At 72.7% G+C, this 26,237-nt stretch carries 26 protein-coding genes; 16 read left to right on the forward strand and 10 right to left on the reverse strand.

Annotated features, from left to right (window positions below):
* Window positions 1-96: 96 nt before the first annotated feature.
* From BMW85_RS02935 to BMW85_RS02955, 5 genes are all read left to right on the forward strand, one after another.
* The gene (locus BMW85_RS02935) at window positions 97-483 is read left to right on the forward strand and encodes a VOC family protein (RefSeq protein WP_091076441.1); all 387 of its coding nucleotides are present in this window, start codon (window positions 97-99) and stop codon (window positions 481-483) included.
* Window positions 459-1,274: an alpha/beta fold hydrolase gene (locus BMW85_RS02940; RefSeq protein WP_091076443.1), complete on the forward strand. Its 816-nt coding sequence runs from the start codon at window positions 459-461 to the stop codon at window positions 1,272-1,274. The genes BMW85_RS02935 and BMW85_RS02940 overlap by 25 nt, the downstream gene beginning before the upstream one ends.
* A 65-nt stretch (window positions 1,275-1,339) precedes the next feature.
* Window positions 1,340-3,706 carry a beta-glucosidase family protein gene (locus tag BMW85_RS02945; protein WP_091076445.1) on the forward strand — a complete coding sequence of 789 codons (2,367 nt, stop codon included), beginning with the start codon at window positions 1,340-1,342 and terminating at the stop codon, window positions 3,704-3,706.
* Between the two features lie 63 nt (window positions 3,707-3,769).
* Window positions 3,770-4,450 carry a DUF4191 domain-containing protein gene (locus BMW85_RS02950; protein WP_091076448.1) on the forward strand — a complete coding sequence of 227 codons (681 nt, stop codon included), beginning with the start codon at window positions 3,770-3,772 and terminating at the stop codon, window positions 4,448-4,450.
* Window positions 4,450-5,214, forward strand: a complete 765-nt coding sequence (locus BMW85_RS02955) for a class I SAM-dependent methyltransferase (RefSeq protein ID WP_091076451.1) — start codon at window positions 4,450-4,452, stop codon at window positions 5,212-5,214. Before BMW85_RS02950 ends, BMW85_RS02955 begins: the two co-directional genes overlap by 1 nt.
* A gap of 15 nt (window positions 5,215-5,229) precedes the next feature.
* On the opposite strand, the gene BMW85_RS02960 is transcribed toward BMW85_RS02955, so the two are convergent.
* On the reverse strand, window positions 5,230-5,691 hold the full coding sequence (locus tag BMW85_RS02960; protein ID WP_091076454.1) for an RDD family protein: 462 nt from the start codon (window positions 5,689-5,691) through the stop codon (window positions 5,230-5,232).
* A 77-nt stretch (window positions 5,692-5,768) separates the two neighbouring features.
* On the opposite strand from BMW85_RS02960, the gene BMW85_RS02965 reads away from it, so the two are divergent.
* The 4 genes from BMW85_RS02965 (at window position 5,769) to BMW85_RS02980 (ending at window position 9,312) form a co-directional block, all read left to right on the forward strand.
* Window positions 5,769-6,836 (forward strand): hypothetical protein, encoded by a 1,068-nt coding sequence (locus tag BMW85_RS02965; RefSeq protein ID WP_091076456.1) that lies wholly within the window; start codon window positions 5,769-5,771, stop codon window positions 6,834-6,836.
* Window positions 6,837-6,930: 94 nt separating this feature from the next.
* Window positions 6,931-8,355 (forward strand): type I glutamate--ammonia ligase, encoded by a 1,425-nt coding sequence (gene glnA / locus BMW85_RS02970; protein ID WP_091076459.1) that lies wholly within the window; start codon window positions 6,931-6,933, stop codon window positions 8,353-8,355.
* 110 nt (window positions 8,356-8,465) lie between these two features.
* Window positions 8,466-8,750, forward strand: coding sequence for a hypothetical protein (locus BMW85_RS02975; protein ID WP_143082073.1), 285 nt, complete (start codon window positions 8,466-8,468; stop codon window positions 8,748-8,750).
* A gap of 79 nt (window positions 8,751-8,829) precedes the next feature.
* Complete coding sequence (locus BMW85_RS02980) at window positions 8,830-9,312, forward strand: hypothetical protein (RefSeq protein ID WP_091076464.1); 483 nt, start codon at window positions 8,830-8,832, stop codon at window positions 9,310-9,312.
* Window positions 9,313-9,317: 5 nt separating this feature from the next.
* On the opposite strand, the gene BMW85_RS02985 is transcribed toward BMW85_RS02980, so the two are convergent.
* Both BMW85_RS02985 and BMW85_RS02990 read right to left on the reverse strand, forming a co-directional pair.
* Window positions 9,318-10,019, reverse strand: coding sequence for a B3/B4 domain-containing protein (locus tag BMW85_RS02985; protein WP_091076467.1), 702 nt, complete (start codon window positions 10,017-10,019; stop codon window positions 9,318-9,320).
* A gap of 72 nt (window positions 10,020-10,091) precedes the next feature.
* Complete coding sequence (locus BMW85_RS02990; RefSeq protein ID WP_091076469.1) at window positions 10,092-10,526, reverse strand: nuclear transport factor 2 family protein; 435 nt, start codon at window positions 10,524-10,526, stop codon at window positions 10,092-10,094.
* Between the two features lie 97 nt (window positions 10,527-10,623).
* Between BMW85_RS02990 and BMW85_RS02995 the strand changes: the two genes are divergently transcribed.
* Window positions 10,624-11,172: a TetR/AcrR family transcriptional regulator gene (locus BMW85_RS02995; protein ID WP_091076472.1), complete on the forward strand. Its 549-nt coding sequence runs from the start codon at window positions 10,624-10,626 to the stop codon at window positions 11,170-11,172.
* On the opposite strand, the gene BMW85_RS03000 is transcribed toward BMW85_RS02995, so the two are convergent.
* From BMW85_RS03000 to BMW85_RS03010, 3 genes are read right to left on the reverse strand one after another with little or no spacing between them, the layout of a single operon-like run.
* Window positions 11,153-11,686: a GNAT family N-acetyltransferase gene (locus BMW85_RS03000; RefSeq protein WP_091076475.1), complete on the reverse strand. Its 534-nt coding sequence runs from the start codon at window positions 11,684-11,686 to the stop codon at window positions 11,153-11,155. The two genes, BMW85_RS02995 and BMW85_RS03000, sit on opposite strands and share 20 nt — an antisense overlap.
* An 18-nt stretch (window positions 11,687-11,704) precedes the next feature.
* Window positions 11,705-12,736 carry a hypothetical protein gene (locus tag BMW85_RS03005; protein ID WP_245774579.1) on the reverse strand — a complete coding sequence of 344 codons (1,032 nt, stop codon included), beginning with the start codon at window positions 12,734-12,736 and terminating at the stop codon, window positions 11,705-11,707.
* 32 nt (window positions 12,737-12,768) lie between these two features.
* Entirely contained in the window at window positions 12,769-15,696 is a 2,928-nt protein-coding gene (locus BMW85_RS03010) for a bifunctional [glutamine synthetase] adenylyltransferase/[glutamine synthetase]-adenylyl-L-tyrosine phosphorylase (RefSeq protein WP_091076479.1), read from the reverse strand.
* 97 nt (window positions 15,697-15,793) lie between these two features.
* Here BMW85_RS03010 and BMW85_RS03015 point away from each other — a divergent pair, with 97 nt between their 5' ends.
* Entirely contained in the window at window positions 15,794-16,495 is a 702-nt protein-coding gene (locus tag BMW85_RS03015) for an HXXEE domain-containing protein (protein WP_245774580.1), read from the forward strand.
* Here BMW85_RS03015 and BMW85_RS03020 read toward each other — a convergent pair.
* Window positions 16,446-17,156 (reverse strand): type 1 glutamine amidotransferase, encoded by a 711-nt coding sequence (locus BMW85_RS03020; RefSeq protein ID WP_091076481.1) that lies wholly within the window; start codon window positions 17,154-17,156, stop codon window positions 16,446-16,448. The genes BMW85_RS03015 and BMW85_RS03020 overlap by 50 nt on opposite strands.
* 64 nt (window positions 17,157-17,220) lie before the next feature.
* Here BMW85_RS03020 and BMW85_RS03025 point away from each other — a divergent pair, with 64 nt between their 5' ends.
* Window positions 17,221-18,078: an alpha/beta fold hydrolase gene (locus BMW85_RS03025; protein ID WP_091076483.1), complete on the forward strand. Its 858-nt coding sequence runs from the start codon at window positions 17,221-17,223 to the stop codon at window positions 18,076-18,078.
* Window positions 18,079-18,142: 64 nt separating this feature from the next.
* Here BMW85_RS03025 and BMW85_RS03030 read toward each other — a convergent pair whose 3' ends face one another.
* Complete coding sequence (locus BMW85_RS03030) at window positions 18,143-18,856, reverse strand: PaaI family thioesterase (protein ID WP_091076485.1); 714 nt, start codon at window positions 18,854-18,856, stop codon at window positions 18,143-18,145.
* A gap of 439 nt (window positions 18,857-19,295) precedes the next feature.
* Here BMW85_RS03030 and BMW85_RS03035 point away from each other — a divergent pair, with 439 nt between their 5' ends.
* The gene (locus BMW85_RS03035) at window positions 19,296-19,922 is read left to right on the forward strand and encodes an AAA family ATPase (protein WP_091076487.1); all 627 of its coding nucleotides are present in this window, start codon (window positions 19,296-19,298) and stop codon (window positions 19,920-19,922) included.
* Between the two features lie 162 nt (window positions 19,923-20,084).
* Complete coding sequence (locus BMW85_RS49205) at window positions 20,085-22,013, forward strand: S8 family peptidase (RefSeq protein WP_177240463.1); 1,929 nt, start codon at window positions 20,085-20,087, stop codon at window positions 22,011-22,013.
* 77 nt (window positions 22,014-22,090) lie between these two features.
* Here BMW85_RS49205 and glnA (BMW85_RS03055) read toward each other — a convergent pair whose 3' ends face one another.
* Window positions 22,091-23,452, reverse strand: a complete 1,362-nt coding sequence (gene glnA / locus BMW85_RS03055; protein WP_091076492.1) for a type I glutamate--ammonia ligase — start codon at window positions 23,450-23,452, stop codon at window positions 22,091-22,093.
* A 188-nt stretch (window positions 23,453-23,640) separates the two neighbouring features.
* Here glnA (BMW85_RS03055) and BMW85_RS03060 point away from each other — a divergent pair, with 188 nt between their 5' ends.
* Both BMW85_RS03060 and BMW85_RS03065 read left to right on the forward strand, forming a co-directional pair.
* Window positions 23,641-24,186, forward strand: coding sequence for an EF-hand domain-containing protein (locus tag BMW85_RS03060; protein WP_091076494.1), 546 nt, complete (start codon window positions 23,641-23,643; stop codon window positions 24,184-24,186).
* On the forward strand, window positions 24,183-25,223 hold the full coding sequence (locus BMW85_RS03065) for a terpene synthase family protein (RefSeq protein WP_091076496.1): 1,041 nt from the start codon (window positions 24,183-24,185) through the stop codon (window positions 25,221-25,223). Before BMW85_RS03060 ends, BMW85_RS03065 begins: the two co-directional genes overlap by 4 nt.
* Here BMW85_RS03065 and BMW85_RS03070 read toward each other — a convergent pair.
* Window positions 25,214-26,185, reverse strand: coding sequence for a DUF5937 family protein (locus BMW85_RS03070; protein WP_091076498.1), 972 nt, complete (start codon window positions 26,183-26,185; stop codon window positions 25,214-25,216). The two genes, BMW85_RS03065 and BMW85_RS03070, sit on opposite strands and share 10 nt — an antisense overlap.
* Window positions 26,186-26,237: the final 52 nt, after the last annotated feature.

The following is a 26,237-nucleotide window of genomic DNA, read 5'->3' on the forward strand; positions in this document are numbered from 1 at the left end:
GTCAACCGGCCGGGCACGCGAACACAAGACCGGCGCTCAGGGTCCCGGCAGAATCGGTCGTGTCAAGCAGACACGGCAGAAGATAAGGATCCGGAAATGCAGCTCTTCGTGAACCTGCCCGTCAAGGACCTGGACCGGTCGAAGGAGTTCTTCACCGGCCTCGGTTTCACCCTCTTCGGCATGGCCGAGGGCATGGCGTCGGTGATCATCAACCAGGAGACGCAGGTGATGCTGCTGACCGAGCCGGTGTTCTCCTCGTACGTCGCCAAGGAGATCTCCGACGCGGACAAGGCCACCGAGGCGATCCTCGTGCTCGGCATGGAGAACCCCGAGCAGGTGGACGCCCTGGTGGACGGGGCGCTGGCCGCGGGCGCGACCCCGGCGGGCGTCAAGCAGGAGGACGGCGTGCGCTACCAGCGCGGTTTCGCCGACCTCGACGGCCACCACTGGGAGGCGCTGTGCTTGGTGCAGCCGGCGTCCTGAGCGGCACGGCCGTCTCCGCGGACGGCACGCCCATCGCCTACGACCGCTACGGCTCGGGTCCGGCGGTGGTGCTGGTGGCCGGGGCCATGATGGAGCGCGCGCACCCGACCATGGCGGGCCTGGCCGAGGCCCTGGCGCCGTGGTTCACGGTGTTCAGCTACGACCGGAGGGGGCGGGGCGGCAGCGGGGACATCGCCCCGTACGCGGTCGAACGGGAGGTCGAGGACCTCGCCGCGGTGATCGCGGCGGCCGGTGGGAGCGCCAAGGTGTTCGGCGGGTCGTCGGGGGCGGCGCTGGCCCTGGAGGCGGCCACGCGGCTGCCCGGCGTGACCGAGCTCGCGCTGTGGGAGCCGCCCTACCACGTGGACGACTCCGCGCCGCCGCTGCCTGACGACTTCGCCGAGCAGCTCGCCGCGCTGGTCGCGGCCGGGCGGCGGGACACGGTCGTTGAGCGGTTCATGGTGGAGGCGGCCGAGGTGCCCGCCGAGGCCGTGGCCGGGATGCGGGCGGAGCCGTTCTGGGCGGCGGCCGAGGCCACGGCGCACACGCTGGCGTACGAGGCGGCCGTCATGGGGCCTGGCAACGCGCTGCCGGCCGCGCGGCTGGCCGGGATCGACCGGCCGGCGCTCGTGCTCAACGGCGAGGACAGCCCGGCCTGGATGCGCCGGGCGGGCGCGGCCGTGGCCGCGGCGCTGCCGGGGGCCGTTCACCGGGTGCTGGAGGAGCAGACGCACGCGGTGACGGTGGAGGCGCTGGCGCCGGAGCTGCTGGAGTTCTTCGTCCGCGGATGAGCGGTTCTGTAACAGCGAGGTAGCAAACCTAGTAAGTGGTCGGTTTTCTGGTGGACACTGGCGGCGTGGACTTCGACGCGCTCATCGCCCGGCTCGACCTCGCCGCCAAGGTACGCCTGCTCACCGGAGCCGACATGTGGTCGCTCCCCCCGATCCCCGAGATCGGCCTCGACCGGCTCGTCATGAGCGACGGCCCCATCGGCGTCCGCGGCGAGCGCTGGAGCCCGGGCGACCCGTCGATCGCGCTGCCCAGCCCCACCGCGCTCGCCGCCACCTGGGACCTCGACCTGGTGCGGCGGGCCGGGCGGCTGCTCGCCCAGGAGGCCCGGCGCAAGGGCGTGCACGTGCTGCTCGCGCCCACGCTCAACCTGCACCGTTCGCCGCTCGGTGGCCGGCACTTCGAGTGCTACTCCGAGGACCCGTACCTGACGGGCGAGATCGGGGCGGCGTACGTCGAGGGTGTGCAGGAGGGCGGGGTGGCGACCACGCCCAAGCACTTCGTGGCCAACGACTTCGAGACCGACCGGTTCACGGCCGACGTGCGGGTCGGGGAGAAGGCGCTGCGCGAGGTGTACCTGCGGCCGTTCGAGCGGGTGGTGCGGGCCGGGGCGTGGGGGCTCATGACCGCGTACAACGGGGTCAACGGCACCACCATGACCGAGCACGCCGAGCTGGTGCTGGGGGTGCTGAAGGGCGAGTGGGGGTTCGACGGGTTCGTGGTGTCGGACTGGACGGCGGTGCGCTCCACCGAGGCCGCCGCGCTGGGCGGCACCGACGTGGCCATGCCGGGGCCGTACGGGCCGTGGGGCGAGACGCTGGAGGAGGCGGTACGCGCGGGGCGGGTGCCGGAGGCGGCGATCGACGACCGGGTGCGGCGCGTCCTCCGCCTCGCCCACCGCGTCGGCGCCCTCCGTCCTTCCGAGCCCCCGGCCGCCGCCACGGACTCCGCGGACATCGACGGGGTGGCGCTGGCCAGGGAGGTGGCGGCGCGCGGGTTCACGTTGCTGACCAACGACGGCCTGCTGCCGCTGCGCGGCACGCCGACGCTCGCCGTCATCGGCGCCGCCGCCGGCGAGGCGCGGATCATGGGCGGCGGCAGCGCCCAGGTCTACCCCGACCGGGTGGTCTCCCCGCTGGCGGGCCTGCGCGCCCGCGCCGAGGTGCGCCACGCCGTCGGCGCCGACCCGCGCCTCCGGCTGGCGCCGATCCCCTCCCCCGCGCGGGCGCTGTTCCTGGACGGCGACGGGGCCGTGCTGGCCGAGCACCCGCTGCCCACGGCCGAGGCCCGCTGGATCGGGCAGCTCCCGCCCGACGTGGACGGCGGACGGCTGCGCGCGGTCCGGCTGGTGACGACGTACACGCCGGACATTTCCGGTGAGCACCGGCTCTCGGTCGCGGGCGTGGGCGCGTTCACGATGACCGTGGACGGTGAGACCGTGCTCGACGAGACCGTCGAGGTCGTCGGCGATCCCGCGACGGCGTTCCTGTCGCCGCCCGAGCGGCGGGTGGGCGTGCCGATGACGGCGGGGCGGCCCTACGAGGTGACCCTGACCTCCCCGGCCGGGACGATCGGCGGCCTCGTGTTCGTGGCGTTCACGCTGGGCCACGCCGCCCCCGGTCCCGGCGCGGACGAGCTGCTGGCCGAGGCCGTGCGCGTGGCCGCCGCCTGCGACGTGGCCGTGGTGGTGGCGGGGACCACGCCGGAGGTGGAGAGCGAGGGCTTCGACCGTACGGGGCTCGCGCTGCCCGGCCGCCAGGACGAGCTGATCCGCGCGGTGATCGCCGCCAACCCGCGCACGGTGGTCGTGGTCAACGCGGGCTCGCCGGTCGAGATGCCGTGGGCGGAGGAGGCGGCTGCGGTGCTGCTCACCTGGTTCCCCGGCCAGGAGGCGGGCACGGCGCTCGCCGAGGTGCTGTTCGGGGACGCCGAGCCGGGCGGGCGGCTGCCGACGACCTGGCCGCGCCGCCTCGCCGACGCGCCGGTGTCCGCCGTGACGCCGGTGGACGGGGTCGTGGCCTACGACGAGGGGCCGCGCATCGGCTACCGCGCCTGGCGGGAGGCCGGGGCCGAGCCGGCGTTCTGGTTCGGGCACGGGCTGGGGTACACCACGTGGTCGTACGACCAGATCGCCGCCGAGGGCGCGCCCGGGGCGATGACGGTGACCGTGGCGGTCACCAACACCGGCGACCGGCCGGGCCGCGAGGTCGTGCAGCTCTACGCCCACCTGTCCGAGGAGCCCGGGGACGTCCGGCTGGCCGGTTTCGACGTGGTCGAGGCCGGGCCGGGCCAGACCGTGCTGTCCACCGTGTTCCTCGACGAGCGGGCCTTCCAGGTGTGGGACGGCGGCTGGCGCACGGCCGGGGGCGAGCACGTCGTCACGGCGGGACGCAGTGTCGCCGATCCGCGCCTGTCGATCACGGTGCGGATGTAGCTCAGCGCGAAATCGGCGGGCGCGTTTTCCATAGTCCACCAGTTGGTTTGTATCCTTCAGAGCATGGCAAAGTCCGAGGACCAAGAGAAGCCGGGGCGCATCAAGCAGCTCCGCATGATCGCGCAGATCATCAAGCAGGCCAACCCCAAGGGGATGCCGATTGTCTTCCTCTCCGCGGTGGGCACGCTTGCCGTGATCGTCGTGATCGGCCTGGTCACGGACTATCTGTGGTATTCGCTGTTCATCGGCGTGCTGGCCGCGGTCACGGTCGGCCTGGTGGTGTTCGGGCAGCTCGCCCAGAAGGCCCAATACTCGATCCTGCACGGCCAGACCGGCGCCGCCGCGGCCGTGCTGCAGGGCATGCGGGGCAACTGGCAGGTCACCCCCGCCATCGCGGTCAACCGCGACCAGGACCTCGTGCACCTCGTGGTCGGCTATCCCGGCGTGGTGCTGGTGTCGGAGGGCCCCGGCAACCGGGTGGCGAAGATGCTCGCGGCCGAGAAGAAGCGGGTCGCGCGGGTGGTGCTCGGCATCGAGATCTACGACGTGCAGTGCGGTGACGGCGAGGGTCAGGTGCCGCTCGGCAAGCTGCAGCGCCACCTGATGAAGCTGCCGCGCAACCTGAAGAAGCCGGCCGTCAACGAGGTGAAGGACCGCCTGCGCTCGCTGCCGCGCAACATGCCCCTGCCGAAGGGTCCGATGCCCAAGGGCGCCCGCATGCCGCGCGGCCCCAAGATGCGCTAGTGCTGTCCCCCTCTTCGCGGGCCAACCGCTGGTGGTGGGACGGCAACGCCGACGACTACCAGGTCGAGCACGGCGAGTTCCTGCGCGACTCCGGGTTCGTGTGGTGTCCTGAGGGGCTCGACGAGGCCGAGGCAGGGCTGCTGGGCGAGGTGCGCGGGCGGCGCGTCCTGGAGATCGGCTGCGGCGCCGCCCAGTGCGCGCGCTGGCTGGCCGCCCAGGGCGCCGAGGTGGCCGCGTTCGACGTCTCGCACCGGCAGCTCCAGCACGCCCGGCGCATCGACCTCGACACGGGGCTGCGGGTCCCGGCGGTGCAGGCCGACGCCGAGGCGATGCCGTTCGCCGGCGCGTCCTTCGACGTGGCGTGCTCGGCGTTCGGGGCGCTGCCGTTCGTGGCCGACGCGGGCGCCGTCCTGCGCGAGGTGCGCAGGGTGCTGCGGCCGGGCGGGCGGTTCGTGTTCTCGGTGAGCCATCCGGTGCGGTGGGCGTTCCCCGACGATCCGGGGCCGCGCGGGCTGACGTCCGACCGCTCCTACTTCGACCGCTCCCCCTACGTCGAGCGGGACGAGCACGGCACGCCCACCTACGTCGAGCACCACCGCACGCTGGGCGACTGGGTGGGCCTGCTGGTGGCCTCGGGACTGACGATCACCGGGCTGCTGGAGCCGGAGTGGCCCGAGGGCCACGATCGTGTGTGGGGCGGCTGGAGCCCGCTGCGCGGCCGGCACCTGCCGGGCACGGCCATCTTCAGCTGCGCCCGCCCCTGACCCACTGCGCGGGCGTCACATGCGCACGACCATGGTGTTGGACACGCGGTCGTGCAGGCCGCGGTGGTCGCGGTCCCAGATCAGCGCGGGCACGGCCAGGCAGAGCAGCACGGTCCGCACCAGCACGGGCAGCAGGCGGGGGCTGCCGCCGTCCATGGCGGCGACCCTGATGCCCATGAGCCGGTGCCCGAACGTCTGCCCCATGAACGCGACGAGCAGCAGATACTGGACGGCGAACACCGCCACCGGCGCCCACGGCGACTCCGCCGGGTTCGTCCGCAGCAGCAGTTGCACGACCACCCACGTGCAGATCATCCAGTCGATGACCAGCGCCACGATGCGGCGGCCCCAGCCGGTGACCGAGCCGCTGCCCTCCTGGGGCAGCCCCAGGCGCTCCCCCGGATATCCGAGGTCGATGCCGGCGGACCTGACCCCGCCGAGCCACGTCTGCGTCCACCGGGGCTGCTTGCTGCTCATGCCATCAAAGGTATCCGCCCCCGTGGCCGGTCGGCGTCGTGACCCAACCGCGTCGTGGACCCGCCACGATGTAGCTCATGCCACACGGGGATGATCTCGACCAGCGCTTCAACGAGCTGGTCGGGCAGATCGACGACGACGAGCGGCGCCGCATGCGCGCCGAGGCGACCAGGGCCGCCAAGGAGGCCAGGAGCCGCCGCCCACCGCGCCAGGAGCGGGGCCGCCGTGCCCGCTTATCCGGCTCTGAGAGCTTCGGTCCCCCCTCGCGGCCACGGCGGTGGGGGCGGGCGCTGCTGGTCCTGTCGGCGGTGGTCGCGGCCGCGGGGCTGATCGTGACGTACCGGCCCAACCTGCTGATGCTCGGCGACACCGCGTACGAGGGGACCGCCACCAGCCCGCCCACCGCGAGCGGAGAGGCCACCGGAGAGATCGAGGAGACGGCCGCCACCCCGGACCCCTCGCGTGACCCGTTCGCGGGCTCGCCCGCCGAGCACTACGCCGAGGGCGTCAAAGGCTTCGTGCTGCCCGAGGCCAAGGCCATGGGCGGGCTCTCCGAGAAGGACGTGGCCAAGGGGCTGAAGCGGACGCGCGAGCTGCTGGCGGCGGCGTACCTCGACGAGAAGACGCTGCTGGGAGGCGCGCCTGACGCCTTCGCCAAGCTGCTGGAGCCGCGGCAGCGCCGCCGGTTCGAGGACGGCCTGGACGACCGCCGCACGACCCGGGTGTACGTGACCAGCCTCGCCAAGGGCACCTCCGAGCTCGCCACCGAGGTGATCAAGGTGAAGGGGCGGATCACGCTCGGCGCGTTCCGGCGGGACGGCAGGCGCGGCGTGGAGGCGAAGCTCAACCACCTGATCATCTACGCGGTGCGCCGCCCCGGCCGGCCCGACACGACGATCAGGCTCGCCACCCACCCGACCGGGAGCGTGCTCATGTACCGCGACGGCGGGCGGCTGGTCGTCGCGCCCAGGAGCTGGAGCGCCAGTGCCACGCCCGCCCGCTGCGGCTTCGACGACGGCTACATCCATCCGGTCTACGACGACACGCCCGGCACGGACAGCAAGGGCACCAGCCCGATCCTCGACCCCTACGACCTCGACGAGCCCCGCAAGCACGGGACTTGCCGGAGGAGCAAGCGCACCTGACGCTGCGTAACATGTGCGAAACAATCGGGACACCATGCGGAAACGCCTTAGCCCTAGCGTCGCAATGATGGTCAGTCCCCAGGGAGGTTCGAGAGTGTTCAACTCCGCCGACGACGTCCTGAAGTTCATCAGTGACGAAGGGGTGCAGTTCGTCGATGTCAGGTTCACCGACCTGCCGGGGACGACGCACCACTTCACCTTCCCGGTAGAGAACTTCGGTGCGAGCGTCTTCACTGACGGGCTCATGTTCGACGGTTCGTCGATCCGTGGTTTCCAGCAGATCCACGAGTCGGACATGCTCCTGCTGCCCGACCCGACCAGCGCCGTCGTGGATCCGTTCCGGCAGCACAAGACGCTCAACATCAACTTCTTCGTGCACGACCCGCTGACCGGCGAGGCCTACAGCCGCGACCCGCGCAACGTCGCCCGCAAGGCGGAGGAATACCTCAAGGGCACCGGCATCGCCGACACGGTCTACTTCGGCCCGGAGGCCGAGTTCTACATCTTCGACGACGTCCGGTTCGAGACCCGGCAGAACGCCGGCTACTACTACATCGACTCCATCGAGGGCGCCTGGAACACCGGCAAGGCCACCGAGGGCGGCAACCTCGGCTACAAGCCGCGCTACAAGGGCGGCTACTTCCCGGTGCCGCCGATGGACCACTTCACCGACCTGCGTTCGGAGATGGTCCGCAACCTCATCGAGTGCGGCATCGACGTCGAGATGCAGCACCACGAGGTGGGCACCGCCGGCCAGGCGGAGATCGACTTCAAGTTCGGGACGCTGCTCAAGACCGCCGACAACCTGATGCTCTACAAGTACATCATCAAGAGCACGGCGATGGAGTTCGGCCACACGGTCACGTTCATGCCCAAGCCGATCTTCGGGGACAACGGCTCCGGCATGCACTGCCACCAGTCGCTGTGGAAGGACGGCTCGCCGCTCTTCTACGACGAGGTCGGCTACGCGGGCCTGTCCGACACGGCCCGCTACTACATCGGCGGCCTGCTCAAGCACGCCGCGTCGCTGCTGGCTTTCACCAACCCGACGGTCAACTCCTACCACCGTCTGGTGCCGGGCTACGAGGCGCCGGTCAACCTGGTCTACTCGCAGCGCAACCGGTCGGCCTGCGTCCGCATCCCGATCACGGGCTCCAACCCGAAGGCCAAGCGCATCGAGTTCCGGGTGCCCGACCCGTCGTGCAACCCCTACTTCGCCTTCGCGGCGATGCTCATGGCCGGCATCGACGGCATCCGCAACAAGATCGAGCCGCCGGAGCCGGTCGACAAGGACCTCTACGAGCTCCCGCCCGAGGAGGCCCGCAACATCCCGCAGGTGCCCGGCTCGCTCAGCGAGGTGCTCAACGCGCTGGAGGAGGACCACGACTACCTGCTCGAAGGCGGCGTCTTCACGCCGGACCTGATCGAGACGTGGCTGTCCTACAAGCGGGAGAACGAGGTCGACCCGATCCGCCTCCGCCCGCACCCGCACGAGTTCGAGCTCTACTACGACGTATAGCCGCATAGCGGTCACCGCGCGGTAAGTCGAAAGCTCGCAGGAAGATCATGTATCTTGCTGCGAGCTTTTCGCATGGCACGACGGCGCACCCCCTCGACCGAGAGACCCGCATGTACGAGCTGATCGGGATGCTCTACCAGACCGTGCCCCTGACGGTGGGCGTGGTCGTCCTTCTCGCCTTGTCCTGGGTTCTGTGGCGTCGGCGGCGGAGGGGGGAGCTTCTCCTGTTGCCGGCGGCAGCCTGGTTCCTGGCGGCGCTGGACGAGTGGTACATGAGCACCTTCCAGCCGCAGATGAACATCCGGATCGACGCCTTGCCCTTCTTCGCGCTGATGGTCTTCACCACCTTGCCCTGCGTCCCGATGGCGTTCCTCCGCCGGCCACCGACCGCCTAGGGAACCGCCCGGCCGGTCCAACCAAAGGCGCTCGTTCGTCGTCCAAAGGATCATGACCATCTGGACGGACGGAGCATCAATGGGCGAGCGCGTCCGGCGGGGGTACGCCCTCTGCCTCGGGTTGGTGGCGGTGACGGTGGCGGGGTGCATGGTGCCCGTCCTCGGCGATCCTTTACCTCGGCCGGTCGCCATGGGGCGTACGGACGGCGGGCATCTCAAGATCGTGGTGCCTCTGTGCGACGGCGAGGTGGTCTCCGCCGTCGAGGTGCAGGAGCACCAGACCTGGCGCCTGGTGTGGCGGGCCTCCCTGCCCGTACGGACGGCGGAGCGGTACGGGACGATCATTCTCGGGGACGCGAGCGGGTTCGGCCGTCAGGAGACGCCGCTGCGGGAGGCGGTGCCGCCGCACGTCAGCGTCAGCGTGAAGCTGTCGAGTGGCTCCACGGCCGGGCGCGGGTTCCTTGTGGGCGAGGTCGTCGGCGACGGCCGGGTGAGCGATCTCGACGGGGAGGTGCTGACGGAGGAGGAGTTCCGGCGGCGGGTGACCGATGAGTACTGCTGATCCCGTCAGACGGCGGTGTCGAAGCGGGGGGCGGACGGGGTGAGGATCGCCGGGTGCGGGGAGGTGGCGGGCCAGAGGGTGGTCAGCTCGGTCGCGAGCGTGCCCATCAGGGACTCGACGTCGGCGCGGGCCGTCTCGTGCAGGGCCTCGGCGACGATGAGGACGTCGGCGGTGTCCGGGCGTACGGCGGACAGCCCGCTCTGCCGGTTCGTCCATCGGCGCGCGTGGGCGCGGCCCTCGGCGTCGGCGAAGACGACCTCGCCGGGCGCCGGGTGCTCGTCGTCGCCGGAGAAGGTGAGGTAGGTCTCCTCGCCGGTCGCGTACCTGACCTCCAGGTCGCCCGCGACGCGGGAGAGGTCGAAGACGGCGACCGGGATCGCGTAGGCGATGGACACCGCGTTGCACAGGTCGATGAGGGGATGCAGGCGGGGCAGGGCGCCTTCCTTGCGGAAGCGGCGCAGCAGCGACTCCGAGGCGCATCTGTACTGGGTGGGCTTGAGCCCCATCCGGGTGAACGCCCGCCGCCACGCCTGGATCTCCGGGAGCTCGCTCTCGGTGGCGGTGGCCAGGCGCTTGGCGGCGGTCTCGGCGTACGGGACCAGCCGGTCGTCCACGGAGACGCCGGCGTGCAGGCCGCGCGCGGCGAGGACGCCGGGCACCAGCTCGGGAAAGTCGCGCCACAGGGCCGCGGAATGCTGGAAACGCACAACCGCTAACGATACTCCGGTCCGGCGGGCGTGGGCCGTAGCCGGGCCGCAGTCTGGTCCGCGTGACGTGCGCTAGACGGTGGCCTCCTGCCCGAGGGCGGCCAGGAGGTGCGGGAGGTGGCCGGTGGCGGCGGCGACCCGGAGCGTGTCCTGGTATTCCCTCCAGTGCGCGACCTGCCCGTCCCGCGCCCTGAGCACGCCGACGAAGGGGGCCGAGCGCCGCTCACCGGTCCCGGGGAGGGTGGCGCCGAGCTCGTACTCGACGATGACGACGTCGGGGTCGGCGGTGTCGTGCACGGTGACCTCGCTCATCTCCAGCCGGAAGGGCAGCGCGGCGCGTTCCTGGCGGGCCCGGTCGAGGAACGCGGCCCGCCCTTCGAACCTGCGGGCCCGTCCGGGGGCGGCGAACGGGGTCTCCACGACGACGTCCTCGGCCCAGACCTCCTCGTCGTCGTGCTCGCCGCTCAGGTAGCCCCGCAGCCGGTCGAACACCTCTCGTGCGCTCATGACGCCCTCCTCGGGATTTAAGATGAGTACGCACTCACGTTCAGCGAACATAATGAGTGCCCACTCAGCTTGTCAACGGAAGAGAGGGAGGACGCCGGTGGCCCAGTTGCGTGCCGACGCCCGGCGCAACCGCGAGCGCATCCTGGCCGCCGCCGAGGAGGTCTTCGCCGAGCGCGGCGCGTCGGCGTCCACCGAGGAGGTGGCGGCCCGCGCCGGGGTGGCGATCGGCACCGTGTTCCGGCACTTCCCGACCAAGGACGACCTGCTCGCCGCCATCTTCAAGGCGCTGCTCGCCCGGCTGGTGTCCGAGGCCGGCGAGCTGGCCGGGAGCGGCGATCCGAAGACGGCGCTGTTCGCGTTCTTCACGCGTGTCGTGGAGGCGGCGGCGGCCCGCAGGACGGTGGCAGAGCTGCTCACCGGCGGCGGGGCGGACCTGCGGCTCGGCGGCGCGCTGCGGGCGCTGGACGAGCCCCTGGGGACGCTGCTGCGCCGCGCTCAGGAGGCCGGCGCGGTCCGCGAGGACGTACGGCTGGAGGAGGTGAGAGCCCTGCTGGCCGCCGCCTCGCAGGCGGCCCTGCTGGCCGGCTGGACGCCGGAGCTGCAGGACCGCACGCTGGAGATCATCTTCAGGGGTTGCCGGCCCTGAGCCGGTAGAGGACGCTCCGGCGCAGGGGGCTGCCCTCCGGCACGGACGGGAAGTCGAAGTCCTCGGCCGGGTCCCTGGTCATGCCGAGGCGCCGCATGACGGCCTGCGAACGCAGGTTGGTGGCGGCCGTCATGGAGATGATGTCCCGCAGGCCGGCCTCCTCGAACGCGTACGTGACCACCCGCCTGGCGGCCTCGATGGCGTAGCCGTGGCCCCAGGCCGGGCGGGCCAGCCGCCAGCCGATCTCGGCGGCGGGCAGGAAGGGCGCGTCGAACGTCTGCCAGGCCAGCCCGGTGAAGCCGATGAACTCGCCCGTGCCGATGACCTCCAGCGCCCACAGGCCGTAGCCGCGCTCGTCGAAGTGCCGCTCGATGCGGTCCACCATGGCGTCGCTCTGCTCGCGCGTGAGCGGCGCGGGGAAGTGCTCCATGACCTCGGGGTCGGCGTTCATGGCCGCGAAGGGCTCGCGGTCCTCTTCGCGCCATCTGCGCATGATCAGCCGTTCTGTCTCCATCCGATCAACACTAAGGCGTCAGCGCCGCGACCGGATCCCCGTCAGGCGGCGCAGGACGTCCCACCAGAACGGCGCCCCGAACAGCAGCGCCACGTACGTCAGCAGGAAACCGGGCCAGTGGCTGGGCGTGAGCAGGCGGTCCCACCAGGTGGAGCCGTTCCAGTCGACGCTCGGGTCGCCCTCCTCCGGGATCGACACGCTCACCAGGGCCTGGCCGAGCATCCGCACCAGTGCGGGCTGGCTCATCGTCTCGGTGACGCAGTGCACGGGGTCCGCGCCGGTGCAGCGGGCCTTCAGCTCGTTGTACGCGTCGGGCCCTGCCTCGGACACGGCCGTCACCGAGGCGCGGAAGGCGTTGTCGCGCAGCAGCGTCTTGGCGTACTCCAGCCCGTCCATGGTGAACCCCAGCGTCACCAGCAGGCTCAGCGCGGCGAGCACCCACTTGACGTAGCGCTTGTAGAGCAGCGACAGCCGCTGCATCTCGCCGTCGAACCAGGTCTCGACGCCCTGGCGGAAGCGGTCGAGGTCGCGCTGGGCGGTCTCCCAGACGCCCTTCAGGTGGCCGTACAGGGGGCTGCCGGCGGCCTTGAGCTTGGCGAGGAAGCGCTCCACGTCGCCGTCCTCGCTCGTCGCCAGCTCCATGAGCGCGACCGAGAAGCGGCCGGGCGGGATGTCGGCGATGCTGGTGCGCCCGCGCTTGGCGTGGTCGATCTCGCGTACCCGCTCGTAGAGCAGCTTGATCATGGAGTCGTCGGTCTTGGCCCGGGGGTCGGGCACCGCGCCGGCCTCGGTCGGGGCGGGCAGGTCGCTGTAGCGGGGCCGTGGGTCGTGCAGGAACGGCAGCCGGGTGAAGACGTCCCTGACCCGGGCGGGCAGCCAGGACCCGGCCGCGCCGGCCCCGTCCATCGTGTCCCTGAGGTAGGCCCACAGGAACTTGCTGCGGATGGAAAGAAGCCGCACGACCGCCTCGTTGAGGCCGCTCACCAGCAGCGACAGCAGCAGGAACGTCACGGCCAGGCCGAGGGCGAGGTCCACGTAGACGGATAACATCGCGCCTTGATACACCCGTGGAGCGGCGGCCATCAACCCCCGTAGAAGACCCGTTCCACCACCTGCCGGGCGCGGCGGGTGACCCGCCGGTAGTCGTCGAGGAAGTCCTCCGAGCCGTCGGGCGGATAGCCGAGGGTCTGGGCGATGAGCCGGCGCTCGCCCGCGTCGCGCGGCACGCTGTCGCCGGGGCGGCCCTTCACCAGCATGAGCGCGTCGCGTACGCGGGAGACGAACCGCCACGCCTCGGCCAGCACGGCCTCGTCGGCGGGGGCGAGCAGCTCCTCGGCGACGGCGGCGCGCAGCGCGTCGAGGGTGCGGGTGGTGCGCAGCGACGGGAGCGTTCCTGCGTGCCGGAGCTGCAGGAGCTGGGCCACCCACTCCACGTCGGACAGCCCGCCGGGCCCGAGCTTGGTGTGCAGGGCCGGGTCGGCGCCGCGCGGCAGCCGCTCGGCCTCCATGCGGGCCTTGAGCCGCCGGATCTCGCGTACGGCGTCGTCGGGCAGCCCGTCCTGCGGGTAGCGCAGCTCGTCCGCCATGGCCGTGAACTCCGCGCCCAGCTCCGCGTCGCCGGCCGAGAACCTGGCCCGCAGCAGCGCCTGCGACTCCCACGGCGACGACCAGCGCGCGTAGTAGGCCCGGTAGGAGGCGAGCGTGCGCACCAGCGGCCCCTGACGGCCCTCGGGACGCAGGTCGGGGTCGATGAGCAGGGGCGGGTCGGGCGCGGGCAGCGACAGCAGCCTGCGCAGCTCGTTGGCGACGGCGAAGGCGGCGTCGGTGGCCTCGCGCTCGGCCACCCCGGGACGCGGCCGGTGGGCGAACATGACGTCGGCGTCGCTGGCGTAGGAGCACTCCATGCCGCCGAGCCGGCCCATGGCGATGATCGCGAACGAGGTGACGTCGCCGGCCTTGCGGAGCGCGGCGTCGAGCGCGGCCTGGAGGGTGACGTCGTTGAGCGCCGACAGCGCGCAGCCCACGGTCTCGATGTCGATCAGGCCGGAGAGGTCGGCCACGGCGGTGCGGAACAGCTCCCTGCGGCGCAGCGCCCGCACGGCGGCCACCGCGCTCTCCGGGTCGCCGTCGGCGACGTAGCGGGAGCCGGCCGCCGCGGCCTCGCCGGCCAGCGACTCCGGGGAGCGTACGGCGAGCTCCTCGTCCGAGCCGAGCATGGCGACCGCCTCGGGGGCGTGCATGAGCAGGCCGGTGGCGTAGCGGCTGGTGCCGAGCACCCGGGCCATCCGCGCGGCCACGGCGGTCTCGTCGCGCAGCAGCCGGAGGTACCACGGGGTGGCGCCGAGCTTGTCGCTGACCTGGCGGAAGCCGAGCAGGGCCGCGTCGGGGTCGGGCGTGTCGGCGAACCAGCCGAGCATGACCGGCAGCAGCGTGCGCTGGATCGCGGCCCGGCGCGACACGCCCGAGGTGAGTGCGGCGATGTGGCGCAGCGCCCCGTTGGGGTCGAGGTAGCCGAGCGCTTCCAGCCGGTCGGCGGCGGCGGCCGTGGACAGCCGCGCCTCCGACTCCCGCAGCCGCGAGACGGCCTGCAGCAGCGGCCGGTAGAACAGCTTCTCGTGCAGCCGCCGCGCCTCCATGGCGTGCCGCCGCCACCGGGCGGTGAACTCCCCCACCGGGTCGGCGTGCATGCCGAGCGCGCGGCCGAGCCTGCGCAGGTCGGCCTCCGCGGTGGGGACGATGTGGGTGCGGCGCAGCCGGTGGAGCTGCAGCAGGTGCTCGACCCGGCGCAGGAACGCGTACGCCTCGGCCAGGCCGCGGGCGTCGTCGCGGCCGACGTAGCCGCCGCGGGCCAGGGCGGCCAGCGCGGGCAGCGTGGCCCGGCGGCGCAGCAGCGGGTCGAGCCGCCCGTGCACGAGCTGGAGGAGCTGCACCGCGAACTCGATGTCGCGCAGCCCGCCGGGGCCCAGCTTGAGCTGGCGCTCGCCCTCGGCGCTGACGTGCGCCTCGACCCGGCGGCGCATGGCCTGCACGTCCTCGACGAAGTGCTCGCGAGTGGCGGCCGTCCACACCAGGTCGTTGACGGCCTGGACGTAGGATTCCCCCAGCGCGAGGTCGCCCGCCACCGGACGGGCCTTGAGCAGCGCCTGGAACTCCCACGTCTTGGCCCACCGGCGGTAGTAGGCGAGGTGGCTGGCGAGCGTACGCACCAGCGGCCCCGAACGGCCCTCGGGGCGCAGGCCCGCGTCCACCTCCCACAGCGCGCCCTCGGAGGTGGTCGCGGTGCAGGCCCGCATCATGGCCTGGGCCAGGCGGGTGGCGGTGCGCAGGGCCTTGGTCTCGTCGGCGCCCTCGCGCGGCTCGGCGACGAAGATCACGTCCACGTCGCTGATGTAGTTGAGCTCGCGGGCGCCGCACTTGCCCATGCCGATGACCGCGAGGCTCACGTCCGAGGCGTCGACCTCGGTGCGGGCGACCGCGAGCGCGGCCTCCAGGGCGGCCCCGGCCAGGTCGGACAGCTCGGCCATGACCTCCTGCGGCGTGGCCTCCCCGGTGAGGTCGCGGGCGGCCAGGTGCATGAGCCGGCCCCGGTAGGCGACGCGGAGCGCCGTCAGGACGTCCTTGCCGGCCGCCGCAGGCTCGGGCGCGGCGGGGTCGGCGCCGACCGCGCGCAGCAGCTCGTCCCTGGGGTCGTCCTGGTCCGGCCGGGCCAGGCGGGCGAGGTCGCCGGGGTGGCGTACGAGGTGCTCGCCCAGGGCGTCGCTCACCCCGAGCACGGCGAGCAGCCTGGTCCTGAGTCCGTCGTCGGCGCGGAGGGCGTCGAGCACGGCGGGGTCGCGTTCGGCCAGCCGGGTCAGGGAGACGAGGGCGAGGTCGGGGTCGGCGGCGTCGACCAGCGACTCCAGCAGGTCGTCGAGACGGGGGTCGGCCTGGCGGACGAGCTGGGCGGCCCGGGCGCCGTCGGCGAAACCGAGCTTGGCGAGTCGCGCGGCGGTGGATTCGATCCTGGGCACCTTTCCATTTTGCAGGAGCCGCGCTGATCGCCCTAGTATGACAACGCAACGTTGCGTTGCGTTTCGGTCGATTCGGATCGGTTCGGAGGGAGGCGGGATGGCGGAGAACGGCGGGAACCCGGCGGTGCCGGCGGCCGTGACGTGGGGACTGCTCGCGGCGTGGGCCGTCCACGACGCCGAGGAGCTGGCCACCATGGCGGGCTGGCTGCGCTCGGCCCGGCCCGGGCTGGAGGAGCGGTTTCCCGGCGTGCCGTGGGAGCGGCTGGAGATGTCGCAGGCGCACGTCACCGTGGCCATCGGCCTCATGGGCGGGATCGTGGCGGGGGCGGCGGCCCGCGGGGCGGCGACGGGCGGGCGGAGCCCGCTCTTCCAGACGGTGCTGATCGGGTTCGGGGCGCACGGGGCGGTGCACCTGGCCCAGTCGGCGCTCGCCCGCGGCTACACGCCGGGGGTGGTGACCGCGCCCGTGGTGGTGATCCCGTACGCGGTGTGGGCGTGGCGGCGGCTCAGGGCCGCCGGGGTGCCCACGGGCGGGACCGGCCGGGTGGGCGCGGCGGGCCTCGCGGCGCTTCCCCTGGCGCTGGGGGCGGTGCACGGCCTGGCACACCTGCTCACCCGCACCCGGCGCCCGGACGCGGGGGTCCACACGGGCGGCCGCCGCCCGGAGGCGGGCGAACACACCAGCGACCGCGCACCGGAGGCGGGCGCTCACGGCCCGGTGGAGGGCGGGCCGGTGGAGGGTGGGCCGTTCAGGCGCCGCCCGGTCCGGTGGCGGCCGCTGCGGTGGCGGCTTCTCTGACCACGGCCGCGAAGGCGTGCGCCACCGGCCGCCAGGCGGTGACGAGGTCCGGCTCCGCCGCCTTGACCTCGCGGTTCAGGTCCTCGGCGACGTCCAGGCCGGACTCGTACGTCCACGAGGCGAAGATCTCGGGCGTCGCCTCAGGATGAAACTGCACGGCCCAGGCCGCCTCGCCCAGCCGGTAGCCCTGGTTCGGGTACTGCGAGCCGGTCAGCAGCGGCACCGCGCCCTCAGGCAGCCGGGTCATCGCGTCCTGGTGGTACTGCACGGCGGGGGCCGTGCCGATGCCGGCGAACAGCCGGTCCTCGCGCGTGGCGGGCAGGGCGGCGACCTCGCGCAGCCCCACCTCCAGGCCGTTCCCGCCCCGCTCCACCGCGCCGCCGCAGGCCAGGGTGAGGAGCTGGGCGCCGAGGCAGATGCCGAGCGTGGGCGTGCCCTCGTCCACGGCGCGGCGCAGCAGGTCGCGGGTGGCGGGCAGCCAGGGGCTGCGCTCGTCCTCCCAGGCCGCCGCCGCGCCGCCGAGCACGACGAGCCCGTCCGCGGCCCGCGCCGGCACCTCCTCCCCCAGGTACGGCCGGACGACGTCGCAGGCGATGCCGAGCCACCCGGCGAGGTAGCCGAGCCCGGCTTCCCGCTCGTGCTCGATGACCGTGATTCGCATAACGGTAATTATGGGAGAAACTTCCCCATTGGCCAGCCTCGACGGCGGTACCTAAGATCCGGGCATGACCTTCGCATTCGACGACGTGGACGGCCTGCGCATCGCCCGCGCCGGGACCGGTCCCCGCCTGATCATCGCCGTCCACGGCATCACCGCCTCCCTCATGTCCTGGGGAGCGGTGGCCCGCCGCCTGCCCGGCGAATGGACGCTGGTCGCCATGGACCTGCGCGGCCGTGGCCACAGCGCCGGCCTGCCCGGCCCGTACGGCCTGCCCCGCCACGCCGAGGACGTCCTGCGCGTCGCCGAGCACGTGGGCGCGGACGGCGGCACGGTGCTGACCGGCCACTCCATGGGCGCGTACGTGGCCGTCCTCGCCGCCGCGCGGCGCGACTTCGCCCGCGTGGTGCTGGTGGACGGCGGCCTGCCGTTCCCGCCGCTGCCCGAGGGCGTGGACCCGGACGCGGCCCTGGCGGCGGCCCTGGGGCCCGCGCTCGACCGGCTGCGGCAGACGTACCCGTCGGCGGAGGCGTACGTCGAGTTCTTCAGGAACCATCCGGCCTTCGCCGGCCACTGGAGCGACGACGTCGAGGAGTACGTGCGCTACGACCTGACCGGCCCCGAGGGCGCGCTGCGCTCGCGCGCGGTGCCCGAGGCGGTGCGCGCGGACGGCCGCTGGCTGCACACCGAGCAGGCCGCGCTCACGACCGCGCTGGAGGCGGTCAAGGCGCCGATGACCCTGCTGCGGGCGCCGCGCGGGCTGCTGAACCAGGACGTGCCGATGCTCCCCGACGACCTGGCCGCCCCCTGGGCCGCCCGGCTGCCGGGCCTGCGCGACGAGGTCGTCCCCGACTGCAACCACTACACGATCGTGTTCGACGACCGCTGCGTGGCGACCCTCCTGGACCGGCTCACGGCCCCGTGACCGGCGGGAACGACAACGCCCATCCCGTACGGAACGGGATGGGCGGGACGATCTCGCGGCGGGGTCAGCGTGGAGCGATCCAGGTGGCCCGGGCGGCGGCCACCAGCGTGCCGTCCGCTTCGTAGATGGCGCTCTCGCCGAACATCTTGCGGCCGTCGCGGCCGGTCGGGCGGGCGACCACGGAGTAGCGCCCGCCGGGGTGCACCCGGCGGTGGATCTGCACGGCGAGGCGGCCGAGCAGCGCGCTCTCGCCTGGGCCGAAGTGGGCCCAGCCGGTGATGCAGTCGAGCACCGCGCCGATGATCGAGGCCGGCACGCCGTCCTCGCCGGCGACCGTGAACGGCACCCGCCAGCCGGCCGCCACCAGGTCCGAGCCGGCCACCGGGCCGGGGAAGATGCGCAGGCCGTCGCCCGGCTCACGCAGGCCGCAGGCGAAGCACTCGGCGAAGGGGTGCGCCTTGAGCCCGGCGAAGCCGGCCTCGGCGCGGGCGGCGTCGTTGAACGGCACGAAGCCCGGCCCCTTCAGGTCCTCGGCGACCGGGATGGCCTCGACGAGCAGGTCGTCGCCGCGGGAGAGGGAGACGGTGTTGGCGACGTGCTCCAGCCGCAGCTCGGTCTCCAGCGGGGTGGGGGCATGGAGGGTGACCTCGACGGCTGATCGGCCACCGTTGAGCGCCTCCGCCATCGTGCCCGCGATCCAGCCGCCGTTGGCGACTCCTTCGGGGCCGCGGAAGCGCTGGGGAACGGTCAACACGGTCTGCAGGGCAGCCGTCGTCATGCCACACCCTCCTATGTCGCCACAAGGGCGCGAAGTCCTGAAATATCAAAAAGAACGGGCCGATTTTACTGGACTCCCGCTTTACCCGAGGGCAGGGGGGTCGTAACGTCCCGATCCACACACGCGTAACACCTCGAAGGGGCCCGAAACTTCCCACCCTGAGTCGGACGCTAGGCACCGCACATGCCGCGGAGATGACTCGAGGGTCAGCAGTAACGAAAATCGGCCTCACTCCGCGAGCGCTTCCGGAGTGAGACCGATCAAGGCGTTGGACAGCACTTTAGCTCGGGTTTCCGGCGTCCCGCACACGATTCGGCCGATACGAGCGGCCTTCGGATACCGTACGGGTGCGCGCCGGGCCGCTTCCTCGGCCAGGCTGTAGGCACGCGCCCCCCGCGACGAGACGCAGGGGCGCACGGGGAAGAGGAGACGGTGGAGCGTGCTGGACGATCCGGCCTGCGCCGGCGCGGTGCGTTATCCGCCCGGGTCCCTGGTCATCCTGACCGGGCTGCCCGGGGCGGGCAAGACGACCCTGCTGCGCCGCCTGTACGGGCTGGACGGCGCGGAGAGCGCCCCCGTCGCCCGGGGAACGGTCGTGGTGATCGACTCCTACCAGTCGAAACAGCACTGGGCGGGCCGGCTCGGATGGGCGCCGCAACCGGTGCGCCGCGCCGTCGTGTTCGCCACGCACCTGGCCCGCATCAGCCGGGCCCTGTCCTCGGGGCACGCGGTCGTGGCGCACAACCGGGGCTGCGCGCCCTCCGTGCTGCGGGGCTTCGACCGGCTGGCCCGATGGCACGGGTCGCGGCTGCACCTGCTGCTGCTGGACACGCCGCCGGGGACGGCGCTGGCGGGCCAGCACGAGCGGGGCAGGGTGGTCGCCGCGCGCACGTTCGCCCGGCATCGGCGCAGGTGGGAGGGGCTGATGGCGCGCGTCATGAGCGGCGACCCGTCGCCCGCGGCCGTCGCCCGCGTCATCGACAGGAACGCGGCCGCCCTGCTGGAGGCCATCGTGTTCGAGCCCGGCCATGATCCGGTAAGAGAAGGTTTCCCCATAACGGAATAACCTCATTCCCACCGATTCCTCCGGTAACTCCTTACGCTGGCCCCTCAACGTCAACGGGGAACGTTCCGACGTCGGCCACGGGGAGCCGCGGAGTCGCTGAGCGCTGCTCGCACTCCGCCATGGGCGCCGGCGGATGGACCCCCTCTACCCCCCGGAGGTCCAGTGAGACTACGGTCTCTGCTGGCGAGCGCGTCCGTGCTCGCCTTCACCACCACGGGCGCGCTGATCGCCGCCCCCGCCCACGCCGCGGCGGGCGATCCCGAGATCGCCAAGAACGTCACGGCCGAGGTGCGCGGCGGGCACAAGGTACGCGCCGTCATCGAGCTGAAGAAGGGCCAGAGCGTCGAGGCCGTGGCCGCCGACGCCGAGAAGGCGTCCAAGGGCACCCAGGTCGTCGACAAGAAGCTCTCCGACGACTTCCTGGTCGCCACGCTGGACAAGGCGACGCTGGAGGAGGTCAGGACCGACGACCGCGTCGCCGCCGTCTACGAGGACCGCCTGAGCGTCGCGACGCTCGACGTCAGCACCAAGCTCATCGGCGCCGACAAGGCCAACGCGGCCGGCTGGACCGGCAAGGGCTCGACCATCGCCGTCCTCGACACCGGCATCGACCGCGACCACCCGTTCTTCGCCGGCCGCATCGTCGGCGAGGCGTGCTTCTCCGCCACGTCCACGGACCCGTACTACGGAGCCAAGCCGCTGTGCCCGAACGGCCAGTCGGTCCAGACCGGCGCGGGCGCGGCGGACGCCGAGACCGCCGCGTGCGTCGTGAACGGCGCCAACCAGTGCTACCACGGCACCCACGTGGCGGGCATCGCGGCCGGCAAGAAGGCGGCGGGCGCCCCGTCGAACGGCGTCGCCCCTGAGGCGGGCATCCTGCCGATCCAGGTGTTCACCCGGCTCGATGGCCCGGTCTGCCAGGAGGAGCTGGGCAGGGCCGCGCCGTGCTTCGCCACCTTCGTCTCCGCGCAGAAGGCCGCGCTCCAGTACGTGGACAGCGTGCACGCCGGCAAGAACGTCATCGCGGTCAACATGAGCCTCGGCGGCGGCGCCAAGCAGACGAAGCACTGCGACGCCGACCCGTCGGCCGGCGCGCTGAAGGACGAGATCGTCTGGCTCAAGCAGTTCGGCGTGAGCGTCGTGGTCGCCGCGGGCAACGAGGGCTTCACCGACGGTGTGTCCAGCCCCGCCTGCGTCTCGGCCGCGGTCGCCGTCGGCGCCACCGACGACCAGGACGCCGTGGCGGCCTTCAGCAACCGGGGGGCGCTGCTCGACCTGTTCGCGCCCGGCGTGCAGATCAACAGCGCGGTGCCGGGCGGCGGCTACCGGGTGCTCAACGGCACCTCGATGGCCGCCCCGCACGTGGCCGGCGCGCTGGCGCTGGTGCGGCAGGCGTACCCGCAGCTGTCCGGAGAGGGCCGCATCGCCAAGCTGCAGGACACCGGCAAGGCCATCACGTACGGCGGCGTGACCACCAAGCGGATCGACCTGACCGCGGCCCTGCCGCCGAAGACGTCCCCGTCCCCCACCCCGACGCCCACCGGCAGCCCGACCCCGGCGCCGACCGGCACCCACACCCCGGGCCCGTCGCCCACGCCCACGCCGACCCCGACGCCCACGACCTCGCCCGAGGACGGGCACAGCAACGTCGACCCCGGCATCTACGGCGACCCGCAGCCGGTGCCCGACACCTGCTCGCGCGGCAGGGGCGGCAAGCCGCTGAGCGCCAAGGCGTGGGCCACGGAGATGCTGCGCGGCAAGGGCTCGCTGAGCGACGACACGCTGCGCTGCTACCTCACGCTGGCCCAGAACGGCAGCAAGGTCTTCCCCGAGCTGACCGGCGCGGGCACGCTGGGCAAGGCGTACAAGGTGCTGGCCACCAAGAGCAAGGCCGCGAAGGCGCTGCTCGACCGTGAGCTGCTGGCCGCCTGGCTCAACTACGCGCACGGCGTGTACAACTCCTCCGCCAAGGTGCACGGCAGGACGACGCTGAAGCAGGCCGTGGCCGCCGCCGAGCGGCACCGCGCGGGCAAGAGCGCGGCCGCCATGAAGAAGGCGGCGCTCTACCTGTACAGGCACGTCAACAAGTGATGAGCGGCCCGTCCGGTCCCGTCCCCACGCGGCCGGGACCGGACGGCCCTCAGCGGATGAGCCTCAGAGAATGGGCCTCAGAGGATGGGCAGGTAGCGGCCGATCTCGAACTCCGTCACGTGGCGGCGGTATTCGCGCCACTCGGCCCGCTTGTTGCGCAGGAAGAAGTCGAAGACGTGCTCGCCGAGCGTCTCGGCCACCAGCTCGCTGCGCTCCATGACCTCTATCGCGTCGTTGAGCGAGCCCGGCAGCGGCTGGATGCCGAGGGCGCGCCGCTCGGCGCTGGTGAGGGTCCAGACGTTGTCCTCGGCCGCGGGCGGCAGCTCGTAGCCCTCCTCGATGCCCTTGAGCCCGGCCGCCAGGATGAGCGCGAAGGCCAGGTAGGGGTTGCAGGCGGAGTCGAGCGAGCGGAACTCGATGCGGGTGGAGCCGCCCTTGTGCGGTTTGTACATCGGCACCCGGACCAGGGCCGAGCGGTTGTTGTGGCCCCAGCACACGTAGGAGGGGGCTTCGCCGCCCTGGCCCGCGATGGCCTCGGCGCCGCCCCACAGCCGCTTGTAGGAGTTGACCCACTGGTTGGTGATGGCGGTGATCTCGGCGGCGTGCCGCAGCAGCCCGGCGATGAACGACCGGCCGACCTTGGACAGGCGGTATTCGGAGCCGGCCTCGTAGAAGGCGTTGCGGTCGCCCTCGAACAGCGACATGTGGGTGTGCATGCCGGAGCCGGGGTGCTCGGTGAACGGCTTGGGCATGAACGAGGCCCAGATGCCCTGCTCCAGCGCGACCTCCTTCATGACCAGGCGGAAGGTCATGATGTTGTCGGCCGTGGTGAGCGCGTCGGCGTAGCGCAGGTCGATCTCCTGCTGGCCGGGCGCGCCCTCGTGGTGGCTGTACTCCACGGAGATGCCCATCGACTCCAGCATCATGATCGCCTGGCGGCGGAAGTCGTGGCCGGAGCTGTGCGGCGTGTGGTCGAAGTAGCCGCCGGAGTCGATCGGCTCGGGCCGCACGCCGGCCTCGGGACGGTTCTTCAGCAGGAAGAACTCGATCTCGGGGTGGGTGTAGAAGGTGAAGCCCATGTCGGCGCACTTGGCGAGGGCACGCTTGAGCACCCAGCGCGGGTCGGCGTGCGAGGGCGAGCCGTCGGGCATCAGGATGTCGCAGAAGATGCGCGCGGCGCCCGGCGTCTCGCTGCGCCAGGGCAGGATCTGGAACGTCGCCGGGTCGGGCTTGGCGAGCATGTCGGACTCGTAGACGCGGGCGAAGCCCTCGATGGCCGAGCCGTCGAAGCCCATGCCCTCCGTGAACGCGCCCTCCAGCTCGGCCGGGGCGATGGCGACGGACTTGAGGAAGCCGAGAACGTCGGTGAACCAGAGCCGGATGAACCGGATGTCGCGTTCCTCGAGCGTGCGGAGCACGAACTCCTGCTGGCGGTCCAAGGCATCCCCTCATGCAGACAGTACAGGTCTCCTATCAGGATGCCGTGTCCGTGTTTCGCACAGGTTACGGGACGTGGCGGTGAGGACGCCCGCGGACGACCCCGCCGACAATGCCGGTGCGAGCCTCGCTGACAAAGCCCCCGCCCCGTCTTACTGTGATCAACGCAGTCAGTCTCGGGGGAGGCAAGGTGGCTATCGACCTGCTCAATCACAAGCTTGATCGGGCTTTCGACCACATCGACGCGAACCGCAACGGGGTCGTCGAGCGTGAGGACCTGCTGGGCCTGGGGGCACGCATCCTGGTGGGCTTCGGGGAGTCCCCCACCTCGGTCACCGGGGCGAGTCTCGTCGGGAGCTTCGACGGCATCTGGGCCACGCTGGCGCGGGCGCTGGAGCGCGACGGCGACTCGGGCATCGGCCGCCCGGACTTCCGTGAGGCCATGACGGCCTCGTTCGTCACCGGCGAGCTCTACGAGCCGGTGTTCCGCCCGGCCACGCTCGCCGTGGCCGAGCTGTGCGACGGCGACAGGGACGGCGAGGTCACCATCGGGGAGTTCCGTACGATGCTGAGCGCGTTCGGCGTCGCCTACGACGACGTGGACGCGGCCTTCGACCGGCTGGACAGGGAGGGCCGGGGCACGCTGACCGTGACGGGCCTGGTCACGGCCGCCGCCGACTACTACCGCAGCGCGGACCCGAACGCCGCGGGCAACTGGCTGTTCGGCCCGCTGTGAACGCCACTGTGAACAGCGCCGGGAATCCGGCGGAGAGCACCACAGAGCACACCGGCACGAACACCGGCACCAACGTGTTCGCCACGGTGCGCACCGCGCTGCGCTCGGTCCTGACCTCGATGATGCCGCTCCCGCGCCGGGGCGGCTCGGCGGCGCTGGCGCTGCTGCCGCTGACCGAGCGGGTGCCCGCGATGGCCGAGCCGTGCCGGATGCACCCCTCGGTGTACGCGATCGAGGCCGCGGTCATCGACTGGGCGCGGCGCACGGGCCTGCGGGCCGATCCCGGCGTCGGCTTCCACCGGATGGCGGCGCGGGCGTTCGCCGAGTTCGACGCGGCCGCCGCGGCGCTGTTCGCGCAGTGGCTGACCTGGCTGTTCCATCTCGACGACGAGCTGGACGAGGGCGAGTGCCCGGTCGAGGTCTTCCAGGCCCTGCTCAGCGGCTCGGCGCGGCATCCGCTGGAGGCGGCCTTCGCCGACCTGTGGCGGGTGACCAGCGCGCGGATGAGCGACCGTTGGCGGGCCAGGTTCGCGGTGGGCCTGCAGCGCCAGCACGACGCCTGCCGCACCGAGGCCGACAACCGGGCGGCGCGCCGCATGCCGACCCTGGAGGAGTACCCGGCGCTGCGCAGGGGCACGGTCGGCCCCTACCTGTACGACCTGGTCGAGCCGTGCCTGCGCGTGGAGGTGCCGGACTGGATGCACGCCTCGGAGCCGTGGCGGCAGCTCGTGGACGCCTGCAGCGACGTCACCGCCTGGTGCAACGACGTCGCCTCGCGGCCGAAGGAGCGCGGTGACGTGCACAACTTCGTGGTGCTCGCGATGCGTCAGCTCGGGCTGGGCGAGCGGGAGGCGACCGCCTGGGTGCTCGACCGGATCGTACGGCGCTGCGAGGACATGCACACGGCCGCCCGGCGGCTGCCGCTGCAGGACCTCGCGCCGAAGGAGGCGAGGGACATCAGCCTGGTGGCCTGCGCCTATCTGGCCGCGCCGCGCGCCCACCTGGACTGGCTGCTGGAGTCCGCCCGCTACGCCTGACCGGCCAGCATGTCGCCGGCGAGGGTGCGGCGGTAGACGACCTGTTTGCCGACCCGCATCCCGACGGCGAGCCCGCCGCCGCTGAGCACGCCGAGGTGCTGGCTGACCGCGCCCGGCGTGAGCGACATGCGGCCGGCCAGCGCCGAGGTGGTGGCGGGCTCGGCCAGCGCGAGCAGGATCCGCGCCCGGCTGCGCCCGATGAGCGCGGCCAGGGCGCCGGGCGCGGGCGGCGGCCCCTGCTCCCACAGGGTGCCCACGCCCAGCACGGGGTAGACGAGCATCGACTGGTACGGAGCCGACATGACGGCCACCGACGGCCAGTGGAACGCGGTGGGCACGAGCACCAGCCCGTCACCGTGCAGCCCTCCCGTGACGCACCAGGGCCGGTCCACCAGCAGCCGCTCCCCCGTCCAGGTGACGGCCGGGTCGAGCCCGGCGAACAGCTCGCGGGCCCCTCCCTGGGCGAGCTGCCGGGAGCGGCGCAGCACGTCGCGTTCGAGCAGGGAGTAGACGCGGGGCCAGAACTCGGCGAAGCACGTCTCCCAGTACGCCTCCAGCGCGTCGGCCGCCCGCGCCACGGCGGCCTCGGGGTCGGCGGCGAGGCGGTCGAGCACGGCGGGGTCCGCCCTGCCGGCCTCGCGCAGGTGCGCCAGCTCGTCGAGGACCCGTTCGGGCGCGGTGCGCCTGACCCGCTCCAGCTCGGCGGCGAAGTCGGGCAGCGGCGTGTCGGGCGGCGGCGTGATGAAGTCGGCCAGGTAGCCGGTCGGCGGCACGAGCGCCAGCAGCTCGGTGAGGTCCAGCCCGGCCAGCCGGGGACGCACGGCCTTGATCCACGGCAGGTGCAGCGACTGGCGGGCCGGCTGCCGCAGGGTGCGCAGACTGGCCACGAGCTCCCAGAGCGGGGAGAACGCGAACCGGATGCGGGCCACGTCCTCGGGCCGCATCTCCCACGTGATGGACATCGTTTAAGTGTGGGCTAAATCGTTCGCCCCGCCAACCCCGGAGCCGCAGGCT

The sequence above is a fragment of the Nonomuraea wenchangensis genome, assembly GCF_900111685.1.
GTDB classification, from domain to species: domain Bacteria; phylum Actinomycetota; class Actinomycetes; order Streptosporangiales; family Streptosporangiaceae; genus Nonomuraea; species Nonomuraea wenchangensis.

What these genes read in the sequence shown, in the direction of transcription:
- BMW85_RS02935 (WP_091076441.1), top strand. Translation starts at nt 97, where the DNA reads ATGCAGCTCTTCGTGAACCTGCCCGTCAAGGACCTGGACCGGTCGAAG.
- BMW85_RS03030 (WP_091076485.1), bottom strand. Translation starts at nt 18,856, where the DNA reads ATGACGACGGCTGCCCTGCAGACCGTGTTGACCGTTCCCCAGCGCTTC.
- BMW85_RS03015 (WP_245774580.1), top strand. Translation starts at nt 15,794, where the DNA reads ATGGCGGAGAACGGCGGGAACCCGGCGGTGCCGGCGGCCGTGACGTGG.
- BMW85_RS03070 (WP_091076498.1), bottom strand. Translation starts at nt 26,185, where the DNA reads ATGTCCATCACGTGGGAGATGCGGCCCGAGGACGTGGCCCGCATCCGG.
- BMW85_RS02980 (WP_091076464.1), top strand. Translation starts at nt 8,830, where the DNA reads ATGGGCGAGCGCGTCCGGCGGGGGTACGCCCTCTGCCTCGGGTTGGTG.
- BMW85_RS03005 (WP_245774579.1), bottom strand. Translation starts at nt 12,736, where the DNA reads ATGTTATCCGTCTACGTGGACCTCGCCCTCGGCCTGGCCGTGACGTTC.
- BMW85_RS02950 (WP_091076448.1), top strand. Translation starts at nt 3,770, where the DNA reads ATGGCAAAGTCCGAGGACCAAGAGAAGCCGGGGCGCATCAAGCAGCTC.
- BMW85_RS02960 (WP_091076454.1), bottom strand. Translation starts at nt 5,691, where the DNA reads ATGAGCAGCAAGCAGCCCCGGTGGACGCAGACGTGGCTCGGCGGGGTC.
- BMW85_RS03000 (WP_091076475.1), bottom strand. Translation starts at nt 11,686, where the DNA reads ATGGAGACAGAACGGCTGATCATGCGCAGATGGCGCGAAGAGGACCGC.
- BMW85_RS03025 (WP_091076483.1), top strand. Translation starts at nt 17,221, where the DNA reads ATGACCTTCGCATTCGACGACGTGGACGGCCTGCGCATCGCCCGCGCC.
- BMW85_RS03020 (WP_091076481.1), bottom strand. Translation starts at nt 17,156, where the DNA reads ATGCGAATCACGGTCATCGAGCACGAGCGGGAAGCCGGGCTCGGCTAC.
- BMW85_RS02965 (WP_091076456.1), top strand. Translation starts at nt 5,769, where the DNA reads ATGCCACACGGGGATGATCTCGACCAGCGCTTCAACGAGCTGGTCGGG.
- BMW85_RS02975 (WP_143082073.1), top strand. Translation starts at nt 8,466, where the DNA reads ATGTACGAGCTGATCGGGATGCTCTACCAGACCGTGCCCCTGACGGTG.
- BMW85_RS02990 (WP_091076469.1), bottom strand. Translation starts at nt 10,526, where the DNA reads ATGAGCGCACGAGAGGTGTTCGACCGGCTGCGGGGCTACCTGAGCGGC.